Annotated in this window: 20 protein-coding genes; all 20 read right to left on the reverse strand. The window is 64.8% G+C overall.

The window, feature by feature from the left end; all coding sequences use genetic code 11:
* Positions 1-302: 302 nt before the first annotated feature.
* The 20 genes from ACZ889_RS20320 to mnxG all read right to left on the reverse strand — a co-directional run bounded on the left by ACZ889_RS20320 (position 303) and on the right by mnxG (position 21,993).
* A complete protein-coding gene (locus tag ACZ889_RS20320) occupies positions 303-539 on the reverse strand; it encodes a hypothetical protein (RefSeq protein ID WP_029380666.1) in 237 nt (78 codons plus the stop codon).
* A gap of 68 nt (positions 540-607) precedes the next feature.
* Complete coding sequence (locus ACZ889_RS20325) at positions 608-1,459, reverse strand: CsgG/HfaB family protein (RefSeq protein ID WP_047603817.1); 852 nt, start codon at positions 1,457-1,459, stop codon at positions 608-610.
* A 34-nt stretch (positions 1,460-1,493) separates the two neighbouring features.
* Positions 1,494-1,907 (reverse strand): curli assembly protein CsgF, encoded by a 414-nt coding sequence (locus ACZ889_RS20330; protein WP_003247970.1) that lies wholly within the window; start codon positions 1,905-1,907, stop codon positions 1,494-1,496.
* Positions 1,904-2,305: a curli production assembly/transport protein CsgE gene (gene csgE, locus ACZ889_RS20335; protein ID WP_010954337.1), complete on the reverse strand. Its 402-nt coding sequence runs from the start codon at positions 2,303-2,305 to the stop codon at positions 1,904-1,906. Before csgE ends, ACZ889_RS20330 begins: the two co-directional genes overlap by 4 nt.
* Positions 2,302-2,829: a type II secretion system protein gene (locus tag ACZ889_RS20340; RefSeq protein ID WP_003247967.1), complete on the reverse strand. Its 528-nt coding sequence runs from the start codon at positions 2,827-2,829 to the stop codon at positions 2,302-2,304. Before ACZ889_RS20340 ends, csgE begins: the two co-directional genes overlap by 4 nt.
* Positions 2,804-3,178 carry a type II secretion system protein gene (locus tag ACZ889_RS20345; protein WP_003247965.1) on the reverse strand — a complete coding sequence of 125 codons (375 nt, stop codon included), beginning with the start codon at positions 3,176-3,178 and terminating at the stop codon, positions 2,804-2,806. The genes ACZ889_RS20340 and ACZ889_RS20345 overlap by 26 nt, the downstream gene beginning before the upstream one ends.
* Positions 3,179-3,183: 5 nt before the next feature.
* Positions 3,184-3,663 carry a type II secretion system protein gene (locus ACZ889_RS20350; RefSeq protein WP_003247963.1) on the reverse strand — a complete coding sequence of 160 codons (480 nt, stop codon included), beginning with the start codon at positions 3,661-3,663 and terminating at the stop codon, positions 3,184-3,186.
* On the reverse strand, positions 3,660-5,525 hold the full coding sequence (locus tag ACZ889_RS20355) for a secretin N-terminal domain-containing protein (protein WP_180689859.1): 1,866 nt from the start codon (positions 5,523-5,525) through the stop codon (positions 3,660-3,662). Before ACZ889_RS20355 ends, ACZ889_RS20350 begins: the two co-directional genes overlap by 4 nt.
* Positions 5,522-6,028, reverse strand: coding sequence for a hypothetical protein (locus tag ACZ889_RS20360; RefSeq protein ID WP_180689858.1), 507 nt, complete (start codon positions 6,026-6,028; stop codon positions 5,522-5,524). Before ACZ889_RS20360 ends, ACZ889_RS20355 begins: the two co-directional genes overlap by 4 nt.
* On the reverse strand, positions 6,028-6,591 hold the full coding sequence (pilO, locus tag ACZ889_RS20365) for a type 4a pilus biogenesis protein PilO (RefSeq protein ID WP_476257754.1): 564 nt from the start codon (positions 6,589-6,591) through the stop codon (positions 6,028-6,030). Before pilO ends, ACZ889_RS20360 begins: the two co-directional genes overlap by 1 nt.
* A complete protein-coding gene (locus tag ACZ889_RS20370; RefSeq protein WP_180689856.1) occupies positions 6,578-7,120 on the reverse strand; it encodes a pilus assembly protein in 543 nt (180 codons plus the stop codon). Before ACZ889_RS20370 ends, pilO begins: the two co-directional genes overlap by 14 nt.
* A gap of 1 nt (position 7,121) precedes the next feature.
* On the reverse strand, positions 7,122-7,901 hold the full coding sequence (locus ACZ889_RS20375) for a hypothetical protein (protein WP_004577514.1): 780 nt from the start codon (positions 7,899-7,901) through the stop codon (positions 7,122-7,124).
* Positions 7,885-9,672 carry a GspE/PulE family protein gene (locus ACZ889_RS20380; RefSeq protein ID WP_476257755.1) on the reverse strand — a complete coding sequence of 596 codons (1,788 nt, stop codon included), beginning with the start codon at positions 9,670-9,672 and terminating at the stop codon, positions 7,885-7,887. Before ACZ889_RS20380 ends, ACZ889_RS20375 begins: the two co-directional genes overlap by 17 nt.
* A gap of 60 nt (positions 9,673-9,732) precedes the next feature.
* On the reverse strand, positions 9,733-10,266 hold the full coding sequence (locus ACZ889_RS20385; protein WP_019751814.1) for a response regulator: 534 nt from the start codon (positions 10,264-10,266) through the stop codon (positions 9,733-9,735).
* Between the two features lie 249 nt (positions 10,267-10,515).
* Positions 10,516-11,157 (reverse strand): SurA N-terminal domain-containing protein, encoded by a 642-nt coding sequence (locus tag ACZ889_RS20390; protein ID WP_180689854.1) that lies wholly within the window; start codon positions 11,155-11,157, stop codon positions 10,516-10,518.
* 12 nt (positions 11,158-11,169) lie between these two features.
* Positions 11,170-12,660, reverse strand: coding sequence for a cytochrome c/ABC transporter substrate-binding protein (locus ACZ889_RS20395; protein WP_476257756.1), 1,491 nt, complete (start codon positions 12,658-12,660; stop codon positions 11,170-11,172).
* Positions 12,661-12,845: 185 nt separating this feature from the next.
* Complete coding sequence (locus tag ACZ889_RS20400; protein ID WP_180689852.1) at positions 12,846-13,511, reverse strand: SCO family protein; 666 nt, start codon at positions 13,509-13,511, stop codon at positions 12,846-12,848.
* The gene (locus tag ACZ889_RS20405) at positions 13,508-14,164 is read right to left on the reverse strand and encodes an SCO family protein (RefSeq protein ID WP_180689851.1); all 657 of its coding nucleotides are present in this window, start codon (positions 14,162-14,164) and stop codon (positions 13,508-13,510) included. Before ACZ889_RS20405 ends, ACZ889_RS20400 begins: the two co-directional genes overlap by 4 nt.
* Positions 14,161-16,137: a cytochrome D1 domain-containing protein gene (locus tag ACZ889_RS20410; RefSeq protein WP_012052144.1), complete on the reverse strand. Its 1,977-nt coding sequence runs from the start codon at positions 16,135-16,137 to the stop codon at positions 14,161-14,163. The genes ACZ889_RS20405 and ACZ889_RS20410 overlap by 4 nt, the downstream gene beginning before the upstream one ends.
* Before the next feature lie 18 nt (positions 16,138-16,155).
* On the reverse strand, positions 16,156-21,993 hold the full coding sequence (gene mnxG, locus ACZ889_RS20415; RefSeq protein ID WP_047603831.1) for a manganese-oxidizing multicopper oxidase MnxG: 5,838 nt from the start codon (positions 21,991-21,993) through the stop codon (positions 16,156-16,158).
* Positions 21,994-22,145 lie beyond the last annotated feature (152 nt).

Consider the following 22,145-nt stretch of genomic DNA (forward strand, 5'->3'; position numbering starts at 1 on the left):
GGCTTGGGAATTTTCCGCAGTGTGCGGGAGAAATGGCTGGCCGTCATCTGGTAGTGGATGGATTGGGGTGTAGCTGGCCAGGTTACTTGAAGCGGGCGCAATCCCTGTGGGCGCTGGCTTGCCGACGATCACCGGCGTTGCCGGTGCGATCCACCGCGTCGCCTGCTTCGCGGGCTTGCCCGCTCCCATAGGCTGGCACCAAGCCTGAGGACTGCACATACCTGTGGGAGCGGGCGAGCCCGCGAAGAGGCCCTCGAGGTCAATCAGGGATATCGATCGCTATCACCAATACCCAACCCCCGTCAGGCACTCGACGCCGCCTTCCGCCCAGCCAGCTGCTGCCTCTCAACCCCATCCAGCAACGCCTCCACCACCGCCTTGGCCGAATCCAACCCATGGTCATTGCTCAACAACAGATCACGGCAGGTGCCCTTGGCCAGTTCCAGCGCCTTGAGGTTGGTCGCAAACGCCCCTTTCAGCAGCGTGGACAGGTGCACCAGCGCATCTTCGTAATCCACGCCGGAACGAACGGCGAACAACGGTGGATGGCTGCATTATCGCGACACAAGGTCCACACATCGACCGCGCAGGTGCCGTTGAATCTGCTTCAAGGCTGCAGATTCTGGCTCAAGAACTTGTCCACCGTGGCCTTGCCATCAGCTGGATCCCCCGCCACCTGCCACAACCGCCGCTCGATCCCCTGCGCCAGCAAGTGCCCCACCGCCGATTCAATCGCCGACAGCACGCACAACTGCGCCGGTTCATTGGTGGTATACCCCACCTCGGCTTCCAGCAGCTTCTTGAACTCGATGAACTTGAACACGCCGGCACTGCGCCCTACCGAGTAGATGGTCTTGCTGGTCATCACGTTGGCCAGCACCTGCCCGGTGCGCACGTCCACAGCGCGCAGGTTGACGGTGACCTGGTCCACCCGGTACTCGCGGGAGATGTCGATGCCTAGGTAGCGGGCGCCTTCGCCGCCGCTGCGCACGTTGGTGTCGTAGGCGATGATGCCGCCTTCGAGCATCAGGTTGGCGGCCTGCAACGGTGGTAGCTCGCCCATGATGTTCTCCGCCACATCCGGCTTTTTCTGCGATGCACGGATGATCTTGCGCTCGGTCAGCAGGTTCTGCAGCCCTTCACGCTCCAGCACCACGAACCAGCCGCTGGCACTCAGGGCGTCCATCAACATGCTGGCCGCGCCTTGGGTGACGCTGGTGGAAAACGAGCTGGCCGGGGTCGGCTTGTACTGCCCGGTCTGGTCGCGGAAGCCGTACACCACGGCCATCAGCCGGCCTTTGGGGCGTGGCATGTTGATCAGGTCGTAATAGGTCGAGGCCCGAGGGGTCAGGGTCGGGGTTTCCGAGTCCTGTTCGGCCGACATGGGTTCGCGCAGGCTGCAACCACTTTGCAGGCCCAGGGCGGTGAGGATCAGCAGCGCGCTCAGCAGACGTTTCATGGTGTTCTCTCCCCAACATAAAAGCCCTTCCCTCTCAGGGGTTCAGGCCGCTGACCTCAATGATCGAAATTTCTCCTGTGGCACGATCGGTGACCTTGATGCTCAAGGCCCCGGAATCGTCGATGACGTCGATGAGAAACGCATCGGTCGCCATGCTGCCGGTGTTGCCGTTGCTGATGTTGTCCAGCAACTGCGACAACATCCGCGACTCCAGCTGGTTGCTGAAGCGCTCAAGGGCTGTGGTGCCGGTAAAGGCCGAGGCACGGTCCTTGAGGTCCGGGTCGTCGTAGTCGTTCTGCGCCTGGGCGTTGTTCAGCAGCCAGGTGCCGTTCAACGGGTTGCCGCCAAAGGCCGGGTTGACCGGGGTGTACACCAGCTCGGTGGCCTGGGCGGCACAGGCGCTGGCCAGCAGGCAGGCGGCAATGCAACGGGGTATGCGGTGGTTCATAGCTCGTCCCTCTCCAAGTCGGTGGTGTCCTGTAGCAGGCGTTGCAGCTTGCGTTGAATGATCTGCTGCTTGACCAGGTCGGCAGCGGCGACGGCCTCGTCTTTGAGCTCGGTGGTATTGGGTGGCAGGAAGCGGCGGTACACCACTTCACGCTCGAACTCCACCGTCACCAGGCTGCCCCAGCGGGCATCGGGGCGTTCGCGTACCACCAGGTTGAAGTCCAGACGGCTGGTGGCACGCAGGCGGTCGGCGAAGTAGTAGTAAAAGTCGTGGCCGATGTGCGAGATGGTGTTGTCGACGATAAAGCCCTGCATCTCGTCTTCAGCACCCGCCCTGGCGCAGGTGGTCACCCCTGCCATCAACAGCAGACCCAGGCACAACGCAGCCAGGCGCTTCATGGCGTGTCTCCCGGGCCTGCATTCGTCTGCACACCGCGTGCACTTTCGGTAAAGGCCTGCTCGGCGACGAACTGCCAGTCGCTGTAGTGCTCCATCCCCTCGAACCCGCTCCATTCGGCGCTGAAGCCACTGCGCTTGAAAGGGGTGGCGTCCGAACGGCTGTAGACGCCAGTGATACGGCCGTCGATCGAGCGCAGCAGGCCCCATTCGTCGCTGTTGCTGATCGGGTCAGGGTAAAGCCTGCGGATGTGCCGTTTGGCCTGCGGGAAACGGTTGTCCTGCAGCAGGTCGGCCAGGTCTTGCGGGTACTGGGCCAGCCCGGGAGATGCGCGGTAGTAGCTGCGCAGGGCCTGGGCGTACTGGCTGCCTACCCACAGCAACTGGCGTTCGCGGTCGCGCTGGGCGGCGCTCGCCCAGATCGTGCCGGTGGCCGCCAGGGCCACGCTGCTGACCGCTATCAGCAGCAGCACACCCAGGTAGGTGAAGCCGCCGTTGGCCTTACCATTCAGCGAAGAGGCTGCCATCACGCGCCCTCCCTGTGGCACCGCTCTTGATATCGGCCACGCCGCCCGCCACGCCCTCGGGGGGCGGCACCAGCTGCCAGGCATCGCTGCGCTCGGTGATCGGGTCGACCGGTGTGTTGCGCAGGTAACGTTGCTCCACCAGTTGTTCCAGCGAATCGGGGTAGTGGCCGGTATCACCGTAGTAGTGGTCCAGCGCTTCGCGCAGCACTGCCAGGCTTTGACGCAGGGTGGCCTCGCGCGAGCTCTCCAGGCTGTTGAAGTAGCGCGGCATGGCGATGGTCATCAGCGTGGCGATGATCGCCATCACCACCAGCAGTTCGATCAGGGTGAAGCCTTTGCTGCGTTTCATGGCTGTCACCATTGCCCGTAAGGGATATTGTTCAGGCCTTTGCCGCGGGCCCTGGAATACACGTCGAACACGTCTTCGCCGTCGCGCGGGTTGTCGGGGCTGCTGTCGTAGGCGCGCAAGCCCCAGCCGCCTTCGTCTTCATCCTTTGCCGCCACCAGCGGGTCGTGCGGGATGCGCCGCAGGAAGTAGAACTTGGCGCCCTTGGCACTGCGCACATCGCGCACGCCCTCTACCAGCACCTGCAGGTTCGGCGGGTAGCCACTGCTATCCACGCGCTTCTCGATGTAGCCGGCGTCGAAGGCCCGCTTGTAGGCATCGATGGCGTCGCGAATCTGGTACAGCGCCTCGCGCAGTTGCTGCTCCTTGCCGCGGCGTACCACCGTTTCGGTCAGCGGCGCGGCCATGCTGGCGAGCAAGCCGAGCAGTGCCAGGGTCAGCACCACCTCGATCAGGCTGAAGCCGTGCATGCGACGCCGCGCATTCATGGCCGTGGGCTCCCGTTGACCGGGGCGACCGCCATCTGGCTGTCCACGACCGGTTCATCGGTGGTCGGCGCATTACCGGGTACGTCCATCGGCGGCAGTGGCGCCATCTGGCGCACCTGCATGGCCGACTCGGTGCCCGTGGAAAACTCCATGTCCGACGGGCTCTGGTACGGCAGGTTACGCACGATGCGCGGGGTGATCGCCAGCACCAGCTCACTCTTGCTCATGTCGTCCTTGTTGCTGCCGAACAGCCGGCCCAGGCCCGGGATATCGCCAAGGCCGGGAATCTTGTTGCCACTGGCGTTGTGGTCGTTGCGCACCAGGCCTGCCAGCACCTGGGTTTCGCCGTCATGCAGGCGCAGGCTGGTCTGCGCGTTGCGGGTGTCGACCTGGACCGGGATGGTGCCCTGGCGGGTGGCCTCCAGCGGGGTGGCGTTGCTGACCTCGAGCGCCACCTTGATCGCCACTTCGTTGTTCAGGTGCACGGTGGGCTGCACTTCAAGCTTCAGGCCGACGTCCAGGTAGGTGACGCTCTCGGTAATGACCGGCCCTTGGGTCGACGGCACCGAGGTGGCGCTGATGATCGGTACCCGCTGGCCGATGTGGATGCGCGCTTGCTCGCGGTTGCTGACGCGGATCACCGGGCTGGCCAGGGTGTTGATGTCTTTGTCCTGGGCGTTGATCTTGGCCTGCGGCGCCGGCGCAATGCTGATGCGGCTGGAGCTGATGCCCTTGAGCTGGTCGAGCACGCTGACCGGGTTGCCATCGTCGCTCAGCACGCCGAAGGTGTTCGGCCATTGCAGGCCAAGGTCGAGGATGCGCGAGGTGGCCACCTCCATCACCTCCACTTCCAGCACCACCTCGGGGTTGGACTGGTCCTGCGACTGCAGCAGCTTCTCGGCCATGCGCACCGCGTCCGACGTGTCGCGCATGGTCAGGGTGTTGAGGCGCTCGTCAACGAACACGTCGCGGGTCTTGAGCATGGTCTTGACCATGTTCAACGCGGTGTTGGCGTCGATGCTGGTCAGGTAGAACGTGCGCATGACCAGTTCCTGGTAGTCCTTGGTCTTCTGCGGCGAATCGGGGTAGACCATGACGGTGTTGTCGTTGACGATCTTCTGGCGCAGCTGGTTTTGTTCCAGCAGCAGCGCTATCGCGTCCTCGATGCGCACCTCGCGCACGAAGATGGTGGCTTTCATGTCCGGGCGCAGGTCCTTGTCGAAGATGAAGTTGATGCCGGCCACCTGCGACAGCACTTCGAAGATGGTCTTCAGGTTGGCATCGCGAAACTCCAGGGTGACCGGCCGTTCGAGCTTGCTGCGTAATTGCGGGTACGGCTGCGCGGTGCGTGCCTGCACGTTTTCGATGTCGCTGCGCAGGGTTATGCCCTTCTGGTTCTGCGGGTCCAGACGCAAGACTTCGCGCATGTAACGTTCGGCACCGAACAGGTCGCCCTGGCGCAGCGCCGCCTGACCAAGCGCTACGCGTTCGTCCAGGGTACGGATCAGCTCCAGCTGGCGAATGCCATCCTGGGCGCGGCGGTTGTTCGGCTCCAGGGTGAGCACCCGGCCATAGCCCATGCGGGCATTGGCGAAGTCATGGCGGACGCGGTCGCTGTCGGCCTGGGTAATCAAGGCCTCGACAGCCGCCTGGCGGCTGTGGGCCAGGGCGATATTCAGCTCTGTGTCACGCGGGTCGTCGCGCAGGGCCTCTTCCAGGCGGGCGATGCCGGCCTCGTACTGGCCCTCTTTCATCAACTGGTCGCTGTCCTGGCGAACCGCACTGGAGCCGCAACCGGCAATGGCCACGCACAGCGCCACGAGCAGAAACGGAGCAGGCTTGCACAGCTTTGACGACTTCATGGTGCGCTCCCGACAGACAAGGTCTGCGACTGGTGCAAAGGCAGGTAGACCAGGTTCAGCTCGCTGGCCGATACCCGATCGAGGCGATAGGTGTCTTCGATCACGTCGCCTTGGCGCACGACGTAGAGTTTTTCGCCGCTCTGCAGGAAGACCTGCAGGTCGTCGCGGTCCCCCATGCGGCCGATGAACTGGAAAGGCAGCTCCGGGGCCGTCGGGGCCGCGGCGACGACAGGTGCGGTCATAACCGGTTGTTCGGTGACCGTGGCCAGGGTTTTGGGTGGCGTCCATTGTTGGGTTGGGAACAGGTCGCGGGAGGCCTGTTCCGGCCCTTTCGCGGGCAAGCCCGCGCCTACAATGGACGCAGCGCTTTCTGTTGCAGGCGCGGGTTTACCCGCGAAGGCCGCGACGCCATCGTCCTGGCCAAACCAATGGTCCGGTGCCCAGGCCAGCGCCGCGCTCACGCCAAGGAAGCCGGCCCAGATGACTGCACGTTGTGTGTTCATCATGACCTCGACAGGTAAAGGGTCATGCGCAGGCGGGCATTGAGCTCGCTGTCGCCGATGCGTTTGCGTTGCAGCTCAAGGTCTTCCAGCACCAGCGTCGGCAGTTGCTTGAGCAGGCCCTTGATAAAGCCGCGAATCTGCGGGTAGCTGCCACGCACTGGCAGCACGATCTGGTAGCGGGCCAGCTGGGTCTTGGGGTCGATGCCCAGCGCGTATTCACCGCGGGCCAAGCTGATGCGCTCGGCGCTGGCCAGACGGTACAGACGCTCGATCAACTCGCTGGCCTGGGGCTGACCGGGCAGTTGCTGGCGCAGGCTGTCAAGGGCCTGCTGCTCGGGCTGGACCGCAATCTTCAGCTCACCCCGCTTGACACGCCCTACCTGTACGCTGGCCTGCGCTTCGCTGGCGCGCAGTTCGCGTAGGCTTTGCCATTGCGGCAGCACACCGGCACACCCCACGCCAATGGCGAGCAGGCCTACGGCTATGGCAGCCAGGCCTACCGGGCCGACAACGCGCAGGCGCTCCTGGAGGATCAGGCTGCTGAACGATTCAAGGGCGCGCATGGCCGGTCTCCCAGGTGGCGGTAAGGGTGAAGCGCACCGGGTGCTCGGGCCGCGCAGCGAGCACCTCGTGGTTGAGCAGCGACACGTCGCTGAGCTCATCGCTGGCTTCCAGCCGCTGGTGGTACTGCAGCATCGCTTCGAGGTTGCGCGCCTCGGCGGCAATGCGCACCTGGCCCTTGCGCGCATCCGGCGTCAGACCGAGCAGCGCGACGTCGTCCTGCGGCATGGCTTCAAGCATGGCGAACAGTTGCTGCCAAGGACGTTGCAGTTGCTGCGACACACTGCGCATTTGTGCCAGGCGCTCAGCCTGCTCCCGGCTGGCAGCGCTGTTCTTGGGTTCTGCGATGGCCGGGCGGCGGCCCAGTTGCAGTTCCAGGCTATGGACGCTGGCTTCCAGTGCCACTTGCTCGGTCTGCAAGCGTTGCTGCAGCAGCACCAGGCCGGCGACCATGGCGCTGGCAAGGACGAGCAGCGACCAAACCAGCGGTCCGCTGCGCCGTGGCTGGAATTCCAGGTCGAGGCGGCGCATGTCAGGCCACCGCCCGCCACATGGCGCACAGCGGGTCGGCTTCACTGGCCGGCTGGCACAATTGCACGGCCGCCAGTTGCGGCACGTCGCAGCGGCCCGGGGCATGCAGGTACACCCTCGGCAGGTGCTCGCCGTACAGCTCACAGGTACGCTCGATCAGTGCTTGCAAGGCCTGGTCGCTGTCAGCGCAGCCTTGCGCCAGCACTTGCTGCCAGGCACCGCCGGCGGCCAGTAGCAATACGCTGCGACGCGGCTCGGCCAGCACGAACAGGAAGTCACCCTGCTCCAGCTGTGACCAGCAACGGTTGTAGGCAGCCATCAGGTATGGCTGCACCGAGCGCAGGCTCAGGCGGCTTTCCCGGCCCAGTGCCTGCAGCCGCTGCAGCAAGGCTTCGGGCAGCGCCGTGGCGATGCGGGCGGCACCGGCAGGCTCCGGTGACAGTACGATGCGCCAGTCGTCCAACGGCTGCCCGTAGAGGTTTTCGAAGCAAGCGCGGGCATAGGCGTCCAGCTCGCGAGGGTGGCCGATGGCGTCACTCCAGGGCACCAGGCAGAAGCGGCTGTAGCGGGCCGACAGCAGCACCCGCAACTGGGCGCCACGTACCGCATGCTCGGCCAGCAGTGCCGCCAGCCCGTCGACAGCAGCATCCCAGGTCGGTTGGGTGGCGTCGCTGCTGAACGCGCGGCTGCCCAGCCATTGGTGGTGATTGTTGTGCCAGCGACCCAGGCCGACACCCTCGGCGCCCAATACGGCGCAGTAACGGTCAGATGAATGTGACACGGTTGATCTCCTCAAGGGTGGTACGGCCATCGCGGACCAGGTCCAGGGCCGAGGCTCGCAGCAGGCGCAGGCCGCGCTGGCAGGCAAGCGTCTTGATCTGCGCCAGCGGGCGGCGCTCCACGATCATTTGCCGCAGGTCGTCATCCAGGTGCAGCAGTTCGGCAATGGCACTGCGGCCGCGGTAACCACTGCCACGGCACTGGCCGCAACCCTTGACACGGACGAATGTCCAGCCGGCCACCCCCTCGCGGGTCAGGCCTGAGCCATACAGGGTGTCGTCATCGTGTTCGCAGGGCGTGGCGCAGTGCGGGCAGGCCAGGCGAATCAGGCGCTGGGCCAGCACCGCGTTGAGCGCAGAAACGAAGCTGTAGGGGTCGACCTGCATCTGGCTGAAGCGGCCAATCACGTCGAACACGTTGTTGGCGTGGATGGTGGTGAACACCAGGTGGCCAGTGAGCGCCGATTGCACGGCAATCTGGGCCGTGTCGGGGTCACGGATTTCACCGACCAGGATCTTGTCCGGGTCGTGACGCAGGATCGAGCGCAGGCCGCGGGCGAAGGTCAGGCCCTTCTTCTCGTTGACCGGGATCTGCAGCACGCCGGGCAGTTGATACTCGACCGGGTCCTCGATGGTGATGATCTTGTCCACGCCATGGTTGATCTCGCTGATCATGGCGTACAGGGTGGTGGTCTTGCCGCTGCCTGTAGGGCCGGTGACCAGGATCATGCCGTAGGGTTCTGCCGCCAACCGGCGCAGGGCGCGCAAGGTTTCGTCGGCAAAGCCCAAGGCTTGCAGTTGCACGCCGCTGACCCGGTCGGACAAGTCCTGCTTGTCGAGCACCCGCAGCACGGCATCTTCACCGAAGATGCTAGGCATGATCGACACCCGAAAGTCGATTTGCCGGTCGCCCACGGCCACCTTGAAGCGGCCGTCCTGGGGCACGCGTTTTTCGCCGATGTCCAGCTCGGCCATGACCTTGATGCGCGAGATCACCTGGTCGGCGAAGGCGCTGCCACTGGCCTTGCCGGCACCGTTGAGCACGCCGTCGATGCGGTACTTGATGGTCAGGCCCTGGCCGGTCATGCCCAGGTGGATGTCGCTGGCGTGCAGCTTGAGGGCGTCGTACAGGGTGGAGTTGACCAGCTTGACCACGCGGCTCTGGTCTTCGCTGATACTGGCCAGCGACAGGCGTTGCAGCGGGTCGCTTTCGCTGCTGGCGTCGGCGTCGTGGTCAAGGGCATCGACTGCGTGGAAGCTTTCTTCATGACGGGCCAGGAAGGTGGCCAGGTCGGCGGCGTGGGCCAGGTAAAGCGGCGCGCCTTGCAGTACGTCGTCGATCCAGGCCAGGCGGGCGTGGTCGAAGGGGTCGGCGAACACGCCCAGCAGTTGGCCGCCTTGCTCGATCAGCACACATTCGCGCTTGAGGCACTGGGCCAAGGCCAGCTTGTCGAAGCGTGGGGTGCTGGCCAGCAGGCTGTGGCTGTCGAGTACCGGGTAATGCAGGGTCAGGCCCAGGCGCTGGGTGAAGGTGTCGGGGGTGTCGCAGGCCAGGCGTTCCAGGCAGTCGAGCAGGCGTTCGTCGGTGGCTTGCAGACGAGCCTGGGCCAGCAGTTCGCGGGGGTAGGTCTGGCACGGGTTTACCGGTGCCGGCCCTTTCGCGGGTGAACCCGCTCCTACAGGTTCAGTGCAATCCTGTAGGAGCGGGTTCACCCGCGAAAGGGCCGGTGCAGGCTTTGCAGATTCCGGGGTTGCATCGAATGCTTCTGGCATGGCCTGCGACTCCGCTCAGGGGCGCGTCGCAGGCTGGCTCGGCCAGGGGTGCGGGCGCCGCTATTCCCCTGTGAGCAGTTGATCGTCGTCGGGCCCTGGTGGCTTGGCGCCGTTACGGCGGCGGTCGGCCAACACCCAGCTTCCATCGTACAACTGCAGGGGGAACGATTCGTTCCTGTTCTGGCGTCGTTCGACGAACCCTTCGGCCGGGTTGTCCGTGGCCCTGCGCCGGCGCTCGATGCCCAGCAGGTCGAAGATCGCACGCGCCAGCTCCATCAGTGGGAACGGCTTGAACAGGACGTGACTCACACCGAGTTCGGCGGCCCGCTCACGCACCTCGACAGTGGGGTGGGCGGTGATCAGCACGAAGTGGCATTGCCTGTTCTTGCGTACAGCCTCCAGAACCTGAAAACCTTCCATGTCGGGCAAGCGGTAATCCAGCACAACTACTTGCGGTGCCAGGCTTTCAGCCTGTTCGATACCACTGGCACCGTTGTGGGCAACATGAACTTCCAGGCCCTGCGCCTGCAGATACGCTTGCAGGTTTTGCGCAAGAGTCTGTTCGTCATCGACTACCAATACTCTGTTCACCAAGGTCGACTCCCAAATACTGCCCGGTTCCCCGGTCTGCGAAGTACGCCCTTGTAGAGACTTGAGCAGGCTTCGTGCCAGGCGTGAATAGTCATGTTGCACCACTGTAAGCCACTGATTTTACTAAGGTGCCGGCCAGCAACCGACAGACGCTGAACAGGCACACCCAACCGGTTCCCCACAAGCGGGGAAAATGATGGCACATTGCCAAACCTTAATTCCCCAGCATTGGGGGACGCGCCCTCAACAGCCTCAGTCGGCGATTTCCACTTTAGCGGACTCGCGCAAACGTTGGCGCACGGTTTGGCGCGCCTGCGCCTCCCGCTGCCCGATGAGCGTTGCCCTGGCCAAGGCCAGGCCGTGTTCGCGTATGACCGATGGATTATCACTTTGGTTCTGCGCTCCTTGCAGTCTCTCCTGGTTGGCATCATAAAATGCCTCCACTTCGCCCTGGCTCGGCGCGTCGACTGCGCTGAGCAGGGCGTACACTTGCTGGGCCGCCATCTCATGCCGGGTGTATTCAGTGTACTGCGCCCTGTCGAAGCCCGCCTCTGCCAGTCGCCTTTCGAATAACGCCGGGCTGCCAAACGCCGCTTCTATCTCGCCAATCTGTGCCGACACGTGTTCATCGCTGACGGCAATGCCTTGGCGTTGCGCTTCCTGCCACAACAGCTCCTTGTCGATCAGCTCGTCCAACGCTTGGTCACGCAGGCGTTTGTACAGGCCTGGGTTGCGGATGCTGGTCACCGCTCGCCCCTGGGCGTCCAGGTACTCGCTGAAGTAACGTTCCAGGCGCATCAACCCGATCTCGACACCATTGACCCGCGCCGCCGGCACATCGGCCCAGCTCACGCTGGTCAGCACCAGCAACAGGCACAACCACACGATCCGCATGACAACCTCCGCTCAAGGGCTGACCGGCACTGGCCGGTAGGGGGTGACCGCAGTAAAGCGTGGCCCGGGCAGGGCCACCGCCACCACATGGGCACCTGCCATGCCCTGGCGGCGACCAGGGCCAAAGCCCAGTGCCGGGGTCAGGCCGGTGGGCACATCGTGCAGGCCTTCGAGCGCAGCGATCAGTTGTTCGCGGCTGGCATCCCGACCAATCTGCTTCAGCGCTTCGCTCAGCAGGCGCAACGCGCACAGCGTATTGACCTGCAACGACACCTGGCGCGGGTCCAGGCCCTGGCGCTGCTGCAGCCCGGCGAGCGTTGCCTGGCCTTGCTCGGTCCAGTCCTCTGGCACGTAGGGGTAGGCCAGAAACAGCCGCTGCGACCACTGCGCCGGCAAGCGCGCCACAGCGCCGGCTACCTGACTGGAAGCGGCGAACAGGTAGGGCTCGCGGCCCGCCACCTGCAACGCCGCCGCCAACTCGGCAAAGGCCTGGGCGCGGCCAAGGAAGACGATGCCCTGCCCGTCCACCGCCTGGCCGTCGAACGCCTGGATAGCGGGTGGCGCCCAGCCCTGCTGTCGTAAACGCTCGCGCACCTGCTCGGCCAACGCGGCGTGTTCGTTACCGGCATACACCACGCGTAACTCATCCGGGGCCAAGCCCAGCGCCACACGGGCATGCTCTGCCAGGCTCAGCAATTGCTCGGGCAAGCCGGGTAGCGGGTCGAAGATCTGTGCGCTGCCGCCGCTACGCGGAGTGCTGCCGATCATCGGCACGTTCTGTGGTGCCAGCAAGGTCGTCAGGCGCTGGTCGAGCATGGGCGCCAATGGCGCGATCAGGGCGAACACCCGCTTTTGCTCGAGCAACTGTTGCAAGGCGCGTTCGGCACTGACCGGGTCGGAACCTGGGTCTAGTACGACCAGTTCCAGGCGCCGCCCGTGAATGCCGCCTTGCTGGTTGAGTTGACCCACGCCGTCTTCCAGCACGGCGCGCACCACCTGCCCGGCTTCAGCCAGCGGACCGCTCGCAGGCAGCAGGGTCCCAAGGCGCAGCACGCCCTCTTCCACACCAGGGTCACGTTCTTCGGCCAAGCGTTTGAGATAGGCGATGAGGTTGCGCTGGTCGGCCAAGGTCAACTCGAAGCGTGGCATGGCCGGGTCGAGGCGATTGCCAGCCGGGTCGATACCCTGCTGGATGGCCCGCGCCAGGCTGCTGTCGGTGTAGGCCGGGTAGCGGCGGCCGTTGGCCTCGCGCGGGCCCTGGCCGAGTGCCAGGCGTTGCCAGTCGAGGCCGGGGGGGCGAACACCGCCTTCGGCACGGCCACGGCCGTCGTTGCCATGGCAACTGGCGCAGGGCAGCACGCTGGCGGGGACTGTGATGTCACTGGCGCCGACCCGGGCTTGCAATTGAGCGTCGCTACTGGAGACGCCCTCGCGGTAGAGGCGTTTGCCGGCTTGTTCGTGGTCGGTCAAGTCCAGGGCCAAGGCTGAGGTCGAAGATGCCATGCCAAGCACGCATGTGAGCCATATCGCAAGCCCTGTGGGCGCGGCCTTGCGTCGCGAAAGGCGCTCGCCTCTTTCTGCGCTTGAGCTGCCACTGCCGGGGCTGCTGCGCAGCCCTTTCGCGACGCAAGGCCGCTCCCACAACAGGTGATGCCACAGAGGCCAGTTTCCCAGGCGGCCCATGATACTTACCGACCTGCCAGCGGCTGGGTCAACAGCTGCATGCGCTGGGCAATCGCCGCTGGCGGTGCATCCGGGCGAATCTTGCTCCAGCGTTTACCTGCAACATCACCGGCAATCAGCTGCGTCGAATGCTGCTCGGGACTCGGCAGGAACTGCCCTATACGGCCAAGCACCAGGTCGACATTGGCCTTGTCACCGGTCAGGAACAACCAGTTCGGCCCATCCACCCCTTGCTTGGCGGCGAACGCCTTCAGCGCCTCGGGGGTGTCGTTCAGCGGGTCACTGCTGATCGACACGAAGGTCACCTGGGCGGCCAGGGCTGGCCCCATGGCCTCGCGCACCTCGCGCAGCTTGCGGGTGATCAACGGGCAGGCATCGGTGCAATGGGTGAAGATCACGTTGAGCATCACCACCTTGTCCTTGAGCACGTCACTGTAAAAGCGCAGCTCGCGGCCATTCTGGTCCTTCAGCACGGTGTCGGTGAACCAGGCCTTGGCGTCGCGGGTACCGCCACCACTGGCCATCGCCTGCGGTGCTGGCTGCGGCTCGGGGGGTTGCGGCGCATGGCCTTCGTGGGCGAACGCCACCGACGTGAGGATCCACAGGCAGCCAGCCAGCACCAGCCAGTCGAATGCACGCATGCCAGCGCGGTGGGCGGTTGCAGTGCTCATGGTTGCACCTCGTGATGGTCGGCAATGGCAGTGCTCTTGGCATGGACCCGGCGCGCACTGAGGCGGTTGATTTCTTCGATCAATACACCCGGGTCGGTGAAGCCGTAGTAACGCGTCCAGTGCCCGCTACGCCCGTCACCCACCAGTATCAGCGGCGGGTGCTGGCTGAGGTCGGCGTTGAAGCTGCCCAGCCCCTTCAGGGTTTCGGTGATGGCGTACGGGGTACCGGTCAGCCAGCTCCAGCCCGGCCCTTTCTGGAAGGCCTTGGCATAGTCTTGCAGGCGCTTGGCGTCGTCACGCTGAGGATCGACACTGATCGACACCAGACGAACCTCCTCGCCTACCCGGCCGCCCAGCTGCTGCTGGACCTTGCCCATGATCGACGACACCACCGGGCATACCGTGGTGCAGCTGGTGTAAATGAAGCCCATGACCACCAGATGGTCACCCACCAGGTCTTTCTCCAGACGTACCGGCATGCCTTCCTGGTTCAGCAGCGACACATCGGCAAAGCGCACACTGGTCTTTTCCTGGTGCGCCGCCGGGGGCTGCCCGGCATGGCCGTCATGCGCGTGACCGGCGTGGGCCATGGCCAGGTGGCTGGCAAATGCCAGGCTCAGGGCCAACAGTGTACAAGCAGGCTTGGCGTTCATCGCACATTCCTCACGTCAGTCTGGGAGGCGTTGGTTGCAGCAGCCGGCAAGACGCGCAGGCTGGTGTAGTTTTCTTCGGCAAACTTGCGCCCCAACGAGGGCGACTGCACATGCAGGTACCAGGCACCGGCTTCAGGCAAGTTCAGCGCCGCCTGGTAGACCCCCTCGCCCACCTCTTGCAACTGCAGGTTGCGCGGCATCGACGATGGCGCCAGGAAGTAGCGCAGGCTCAGGTCGTTCAGGCCCAGGCGTGGCTGCCCGTCGTCACCGACAATACGCACCCGCGCGGTGAAGTCGCTGTGCTGCGGCAGCGGCTGGTCGAGGCCGATGAACTCGGCACGCGCGCCTTTGCGTTTGCTGGCATCGCTCCCTGCGGCCACCTCGGTGCTGAAGCAATGAATGATTTGCGGCTGGTTGAGCAGGAAGGCAACGTCGAACTTGCCGGCGGCGGGCAGCTTCACCGTCGAGCCATACACCCCGGGGGCCACTTCGCGCAGGCTGCGGTCAACGACGATGGCGGCGCGGGCCTGGTGGCCGCGGTTGTTGTAGCCGGACATCGGTGCATTCATGCCTTCGGCATAGAAGTAGGTGGTGTTGTCCACCGGGTTGACCACGAACACCGAATTGTCATCACGCGATACCGACAGCCCCTGGGCCAGTGGCAGGTCGCCGGCCTGGCGCGGCGCTGCGGGGCCAGCCTCGAAGCCTTGCACGATGGGCGCACGCCCCTCGCCCAGGCTGGCCAGATTGATCATGCTCACTTTCGGCGAGGCCAGGCCACGCACATAGGCATAGCCTTTGGTGAACGTCAGCTGGTACGGTTCGGCCGCCACCGGGATGCGGTGGATCAGCTTGTCGGTACTGGCGTCGATGACCAGGGCCTGGTTCTCCAGGGTATTGAGCACGAGGCCGTAGCGGCCATCATGGCTGAAGCGCATCGGCCCCAGGCCCTGTTCGGCCTGGACCGTGTGGCGCAACTGATGGCTGCGGGCATCGAACACCCGTACGCTGCCCTCCTCGCCATCGACCACGTACACAGCCTGGGACAGCGCCGAATAGCTGACCGACAGCGGGTGCGGGCCTACCTTGATGGTCTTGGCCAGGCGCATTTCCGGGATGTCGATGACGCTCAGGGTGCCGCTGTCGCGATTGCTGACATAGGCATAGCGCGAGTCGGCGCTGAAGGCGATTTCGTGGTGCCCGGTACCGGTGTTGAAGTGCTTCATGGCACTGCGCCCCGGCACGTCGATCACTGTTACCCCGCCTTTGCCCGGGTCGCTGCTGTTGTTGCCAACCCACAGCCGATGCTGGTCCGGCTGCAGGGCCACGCGCAGCGGCTGGTCGCCGGCGTCCAGGTCGGCCACGCGGGTGAAGGTTTCGGTATCGATCACCGAGACCTTGCCCCGCTCGGGTATCGAAACGAAAACCTGCTTGTCGTCGCTGGTGGCCGCCCAGTCCATGGGCCGCCCTGGCAGCTCGATGCGGGCCATGGTGCTGGTCACGCCCCCCACCGACACCGTCGGGTCGATCACTGTCAGGCTGGCGTCATTGTTCAACATCAGCAAGAAGTAGCTGTTCAGGTCGAGCAGCGGCCGGGCCCCGATGCTGCTCTTGAGAAACAGCGCGACCCGCGCCTTGCAGCTCTGCTCGCGGTCCCCGGCCGGGGCCGACTGCGCCGGGTCGATCCACGCCCCCGGGGCCATGCCCGACAGCGGTTGGCCACTGGTCTGGTCGCTGAGCTTGAAGCGGATGTTGGCGAAGCCGCCCTCCTTCAGTTCGCCGCCGGCCAATGGCCGGGCCTCGAACTCCACGTTCACGCCGTCCCGGCTGAGCCGGTGCAAGGCCTGCGAGCCGCCCCGTTCCTGCAACAGCTCGCGCGGGTCGCACCATAGCTTTTCGTACGCCACGCCCAGGCCGATCAGCGCTACCCCCAGCACTACCCCCAAGTAAGCAGGGCGAGTCTTTTTGTTCATGCTCGCGTTCCCCTTCCGTCACTGCGCCGGGGCCGTTGCCGGCGGCGCTTCGTTGGTCACCCGCAAGATCCCCCACAGCCCCGAGAGGTTGCCGTAGGCGGCGTAGTCGCGGAACAGGTAGTCACCCGCCACCGCGTTGGCACCGCCGGCACTCGGCAACATGAAGCTGAAGTGCGCCGCTGGCAGTACGCTTTCCTGCGCGCCGATGTACATGGCCATCGGGTTGTAGCCAAAGCGCACCGAACCGATACCAGGCAGGCCAATTGGGTAACCGTCCGCATCGCTCTTCTCGGCCTGGTAGTTGTGCAGTGGCCATACGTGCCCGTCCAACTGGTAGACCATGCCGCGGCTGCCACCACTGGGCATCACGATATGGTTGCGTACCGGTTGGCCAGGCTTGGCGTACAGCACCGGGGTTTGCGGGTCGCCACCGACCAGGGCGTTGGCGTAGGCCATGTGGGCGTTGGGTACATCACCAAAGCCCAGGCCATTGGCGCGGCCGAATGGCGAGTCGGGCGCCATGCCGAAGCGCAGCCACAACGGTTCGGTCTTGTAGTTGACCGCCATGTTGCCGTTGTCTTGCGGGTCACCGGCAGCACCGTTGCCTTCGGTATTGATGCCTTCTACCGGACGGCCATCGGCCCAGCGCATGTTCAGCGCGCGCTGCCACACCGTGACGAAGTCGCGGTAGTCCGGCTGGCCGCTGACCTTCACCGTGGCCTGGGTACGGGTAGCAGTATCCTCGGTCCAGGTGGCGGTTTGCGGCAGGATGCTCATGGCGCCCACCAGACCTTTTTGCGGCTGCTTGATGAAGTCTGACGGGGTCAGGTTGAGGCCGCCGAACTCAATAGGCGTGGTGTTTATGTTGTCCACTGTGCGGCCCAGCTGCGACACCGGTTTGCCTTCACGCTCCAGGTGGCCGGCGTAGTACTGGTACTCCTTGGTCGGGTAAGCGCCGCTGGTGCCGGCACGTGGTGGCACGGTCTGCACCGGGTTCAGGCCAACGTTGGCACCGTCTGACTTGGTGATGTCGTAGGCCAGCAGTTGCGCATGCAGGCCCACGTGGCTGGACGGCCGCATCAGGTTGTTGGCAAAGGCGGTGGAGCCTTCGCTGTCGAAGCGGTCACGCTTGACCACGTTGTGCATCACTGCAGTGCTCGGCAGGTCTGGCATCACCAGTGGCAAGCGGTTCTCCAGGGTGATGCTGATGCAGTCGCCGGCATTGGCGCGCAGTACCAGCGGCTCTACCGGGACACCCGCCTTGAGCTTGCCGGTGGTGGCATCGAGGTCAGCCTTGCGCACGTACAGGATCGCGGTCGGGTCATGCAGCGGCGCACTGTGGCCACCGATGGTGAAAGGCTCCCCATCTTCGGGGTCTACCCCGCTCACCAGCGGGATGGCGGTTCTACGGCTGTTGAACACCAGGGTGCCGCCGTTGGCCTTGAGCGCGCCACCGACATGCTGGCCGACGCCCGCCGGGTCATTGATGCTGACGCCGTTACGGTTTTCGAGGATGTCGTTGGCCAGCGCTGCGACGATCTCGTAGCTGCGCTTGACCGTGGTGCGGGTACCGATGCCGTTCGGGTTGGCCGTGGTTTTCGGGCAGATGCCGTTGAAGTTCACGGTGTTGCGCATGGCCACCGGCTGCGGGTTGTTGGGCAGCGGGAACAGGTCGGCACGCTGCGCGGTGTAGTTGCGCATGATGCCCCAGATACCGTTCCAATAGCCCTCCAAGGCCGCGTCCAGCGAGTACAGGTAGTCGCCGTTGGTGGCTGCCGAACTGGAGATCATCGACACCGGCGCCATGAAGCCCAACTGCTCGGAGATGCCGATCATTTGCGACGACTTCCAGCCCGAGTTGGAGCTGTTGCCGAAGCCAGAACCGTTCTGCAGCCATTTCACGCCGTGCAGGGTGACGTTGTGCTCCTCTTCATGGCCACCGGCGTGCATGCGCAGGCGCACGTTGTCGCCGGAATAGGTGCGCAGCAACGGGGTGAACGGGTCGCCCGGCTCGGCGCCAGCCGTGTTGATATGCGGCGGGAACAGCGTAGTGCCGCCGGTAGGGCCGACTGCCGAGGTAATCGCCGATGGCGACAGGTTCATCGCCGGGATGGCGCGGTCGGTACGGGTTTGCAGGGCATAGCTGAGGTCGCCGGCCAGGCCGTCGGCCTGCATGCCACGCTTGCCGTCCGGGCCGACCTTGTTCGGGTCATACACGCGCAGGGCCAGCGGCTCGTTGCGGTAGTTGACGACGAACATCCCCGGGTCATCAACCGAGATCGCCTGCGGGCATGGCCGGCTTGGGCAGCCCGGGTTGAGACCGCCGCGTTTCTCGACGATGGCTTCGAGCAGGTTCGACGCCTTGCCGCGCACGGGCGGGTTGATGGCGTAACGGAAGCTGTCGGCAGTGGCCGGGTACGACTGGGCATTGGGAATGCCGTCCGGCCCTGCGCCTACGTACACCCCAGCTTCATAGGCATGCTGGAAGTCACTGTACTCCAGGAAGAACTCGCGGTAGCTGTCGTTCTTGCCGTCGCCATCGTGGTCGCCGGTCTTGATCACCGCCTGCCACGAGGTCGGGCCGCCGTCCTGGCGCGTGGCCGGGTTGTACAGTTGCTCGCCGGTTTCGGCGTGGTACCAGGTGGAGCCGGCCGGTTCGGCCAGCACGGTGGCATACAGGCCCAGTTGCTGGTGGGTCGATGGGCCAAGGTGGTCATGGGTGAAGATGGTACCCAGGCCACGGTCGACGTTATGCACGTTCACCAGCGGGTCAGCGAACCAGCGCTGCATGGCTGTACGCGCGCCCAGCCAGTCGGCGCGACCAAAGCGGCCGAAGTACGGGTGCTGTCTGGCTTTCGGGCAGGCAGCGGTGCCATCGCGGCTATCCCCATCAGTGCAACCGTTGTAAGTACGAATGGCATGCACGCGCTCGACCACGCTACCGGGCGAAAGAATGCCGTCTTCGTAGTTCCAGCCGTTGGCCGAGCCGTCGGCAGCGGTCAGGTCCCACTTGGGCAGGTGGATGTGCTGGCCGATCACGTCGGTCGGGGTGCGCACCTGGTAATCGTCCATCTCATAGATGTTCGGGATCAGGTTGGTGTGCTGGTACATCGCGCAGTCGAAGGTGTTCATGCGCATCACCAGCGGCTCTGGCGGGCGCTGCTTGGTAATGACCGGCCAAGCGTCTTCCCACAGGGCAATGATGCGTGCCTGCGGGAAGTGGTAGCCCACTTTGTTGTACACCGCGTCGAACTGGATGTTGGCCCCTTTGTAGATGCGTGGGCGGTCGGCAGTGAAGGCCGAGGCGCCACGGAAGTTCACGCCCGTCAGGCTCTCTCCACTGTTGAACTCCCCTACCCCGGAAGACTGGGTCAGGCGTTTTCCACGGTCATCCATGCACGGCTCGTAGAACGGCGCACCCGCAGTCGGCAAGGCGCCGTTGGTGCGGAACGCACTGGCCACTGGCTGGCTGCCGGGGATCAATGCATAGCTGGGGTGTTCAGCCATGGCGTGGAACTGCATGGCGGCCTGCTCGACATCGGTGCCCTCTTCCGGCAGGTAGATGGGCTTGGCCTTGTGCACGACCTTGGTGAAGTCCAGTTTGGTGGTGGTGGTCTCCGCCACGCCACCGGCGGACACACCGTCCAGTGCATGGCGGCCAAGGCCGCCGTCCCAGCCATCGACCTGGTTCGCATCCAGGTTGGCCCACAGGGCTTTACCACTGTCTTTCAGTTGCCGGGCCAGGGCCGGGTCGAGCATGTCCAGGGGCGGGGTTGGCGGGCGGTTGCCCACGCTGCTTTCCATGCCGCCGATCCAGAACGGGTAGCCTGGGTTTTTCAGCGTGCCGTCGGCATTGCGGTTGGCCTCGGTGCGATCGACCAGCGCCAGCGAGCCCACGGCCTTGCGCACGGGCGCCTCGCTGGCAGCTTCGTCATCGTCTTCGTGGTCATCATCGTTGGCAGCAACCAACGCTTCGGAGAGCTTGGGCACGACGACGACTTTGCCGGGCATGGGCGCCATGGCCTTGCCAGGCAACGGCACGATGGCCGGAATCGGCGTACCGGCAACGATCTCGCCATCGGGCAGGGCCCGGGCGCCAGCGGCCGGCTTACCGCTACGCAGGGCGAACGGGGTACTGTGGAAGCCATTCTCGCCCTGCCCGCTCACCTCCAGCCGCGTGCCTTCCTCGAACACGTCATGTACCCGCCACATGGCCCACATGCCCTGGGCGAAGTGCGGGTAGAAGTGACAGTGGTAAATGGCATCGCCGGCAACGCGGTTGCGGTTGCCCGAACCACCGTTGGCGATTTCGTAGGTGTAGCCGACGCCGGCGCCGATGCCTTGGGCATCGATGTAGTCGGAGTTGTCGTCATTGGGGTTGAACAACCACTGATGGCCGTGCAAGTGGAAGATGTGCTGCTCGTGCCCGTTGTGGGTGTTGCGGAACTTGGTGAAGTCACCGATATAGCTGTGGTGCACGTTGGCAGGCTCTGAGGGGTAGAGGGCCATGCTGGCCTTGACCCCGACGGCGCTGGCCGGTGGCACCTCGCCCGGGCGGATGTGTTCCAGGCCGACGTTGGCCGGTACATCCACCAGGGTGCCTATATCGCCGACCGTGTGGGCGCTGAGGAAGAACTCCTCATAGGCACACGACAGGCAGTCGTGCATCGGGCCCACCCCCAAGCGGTTGGCCACCACTTCGGCACCCATGCCACCAGAGCCGTAATTGATCATGAACGAATCGCGCGCCGGCTCCAGCACGTGGCCCATCACCGGGTCGGCCCAGTAGCCAGGGAAGGCCTGGGTACCGGCAACCTCGTCGGCGAACTGCGAGGCGAAATCACGGAATGCTTCCAGTCGGTTGGGCAGCGCCGGGTTGCGTTTGCCCACGCTTTCCAGCGGGTAAGTGGAACTGGGGAAGCTACCGTCAGGGTTGGGCCCCATGACGATGGCATCGGTTTCGCTGCTGATGATCTCGTTGCCGTTGACCATGGCAATGATCGGTTTGCCGGCCTTGCCTTCGGCGATCCACGGTTCGAGCTGCGGATAACGGGCTTCGTAGTCGATCACGGGCTGGCCGGTGGCGGTTCGCCCCGTGGTGGCCAGGCGCATTTCTTCTTCAGTGAGGGTGTTGCGGTAGGTACGGCCCAGTTTAGGCACGACCACCACCTGGCCGAACAGGCCGTTGGAGACGTTGCCCGCCGTGCCCTCGCCGCCGAACGTAGCGGCTTTGCTGGTGGCGGCGAAGGCGCCTTCGCGCTCGGCATACAGGGTGTAGCTGCGGGTGCTGCCGGGGCTGACGAAGAAGTTGCCGTTACGCCCGGTATAGGCGGAAATATCGGCAATGCTGTTCACCGCCTGCATCCCGTTGACCTGGAAGCCGACCATGCGCTCGGCCACCTGTTCGTCGGCGACAAAGCCTTCGCCGCCTTCGTTTTCAACCTCCGGCCCCTCTGCCTCACCCTCGGGCTCTTCAGCCTCGATACCGTGCTTGTTGGGGTTCGCCTTGTAATCCAGCAGGTTGGTCAGGTTGACCGTCAGGCAGTCACCGGCCGCCACGCGCAGCACGATAGGCCGCGGGCGCTTGTCCGGGCGCAGGGTGACCTTGCCCGGTACCGCGGCCCCGCCCTTGCTGAGGGGGACCTGCTTGTCGTCCACCACGTCCTCACGAAGGGCAAACATCATGCCGTTGGCGTTTTGCGCGCCAAGGCGGTTGAACATCAGTGGCTGGTCCAGTGCCACCACGTTGGCGACCAGGGTGCGCTGGCACTGCACAGCCGCCTCGCTGGTTGCTTCCCAGCCAAGCAAGGCCAGTACAAGTGATGACAGGATGGGGCCTTTGAGCGGCGTCGACATGCTGCACCTCCGGGACACAGGATCTCTGCCGGGAGCTGGAGCAAGGTGTATGCCAGAAGAAAAATCCAATATTAATCAATAACTTGTACGATCAACCGCAACGGATTGGGGAGGATCCCCCAGCAGGTTCCCCCGAATCGGGGGACGAAATC

This window comes from Pseudomonas sp. TE3895, assembly GCF_056278855.1.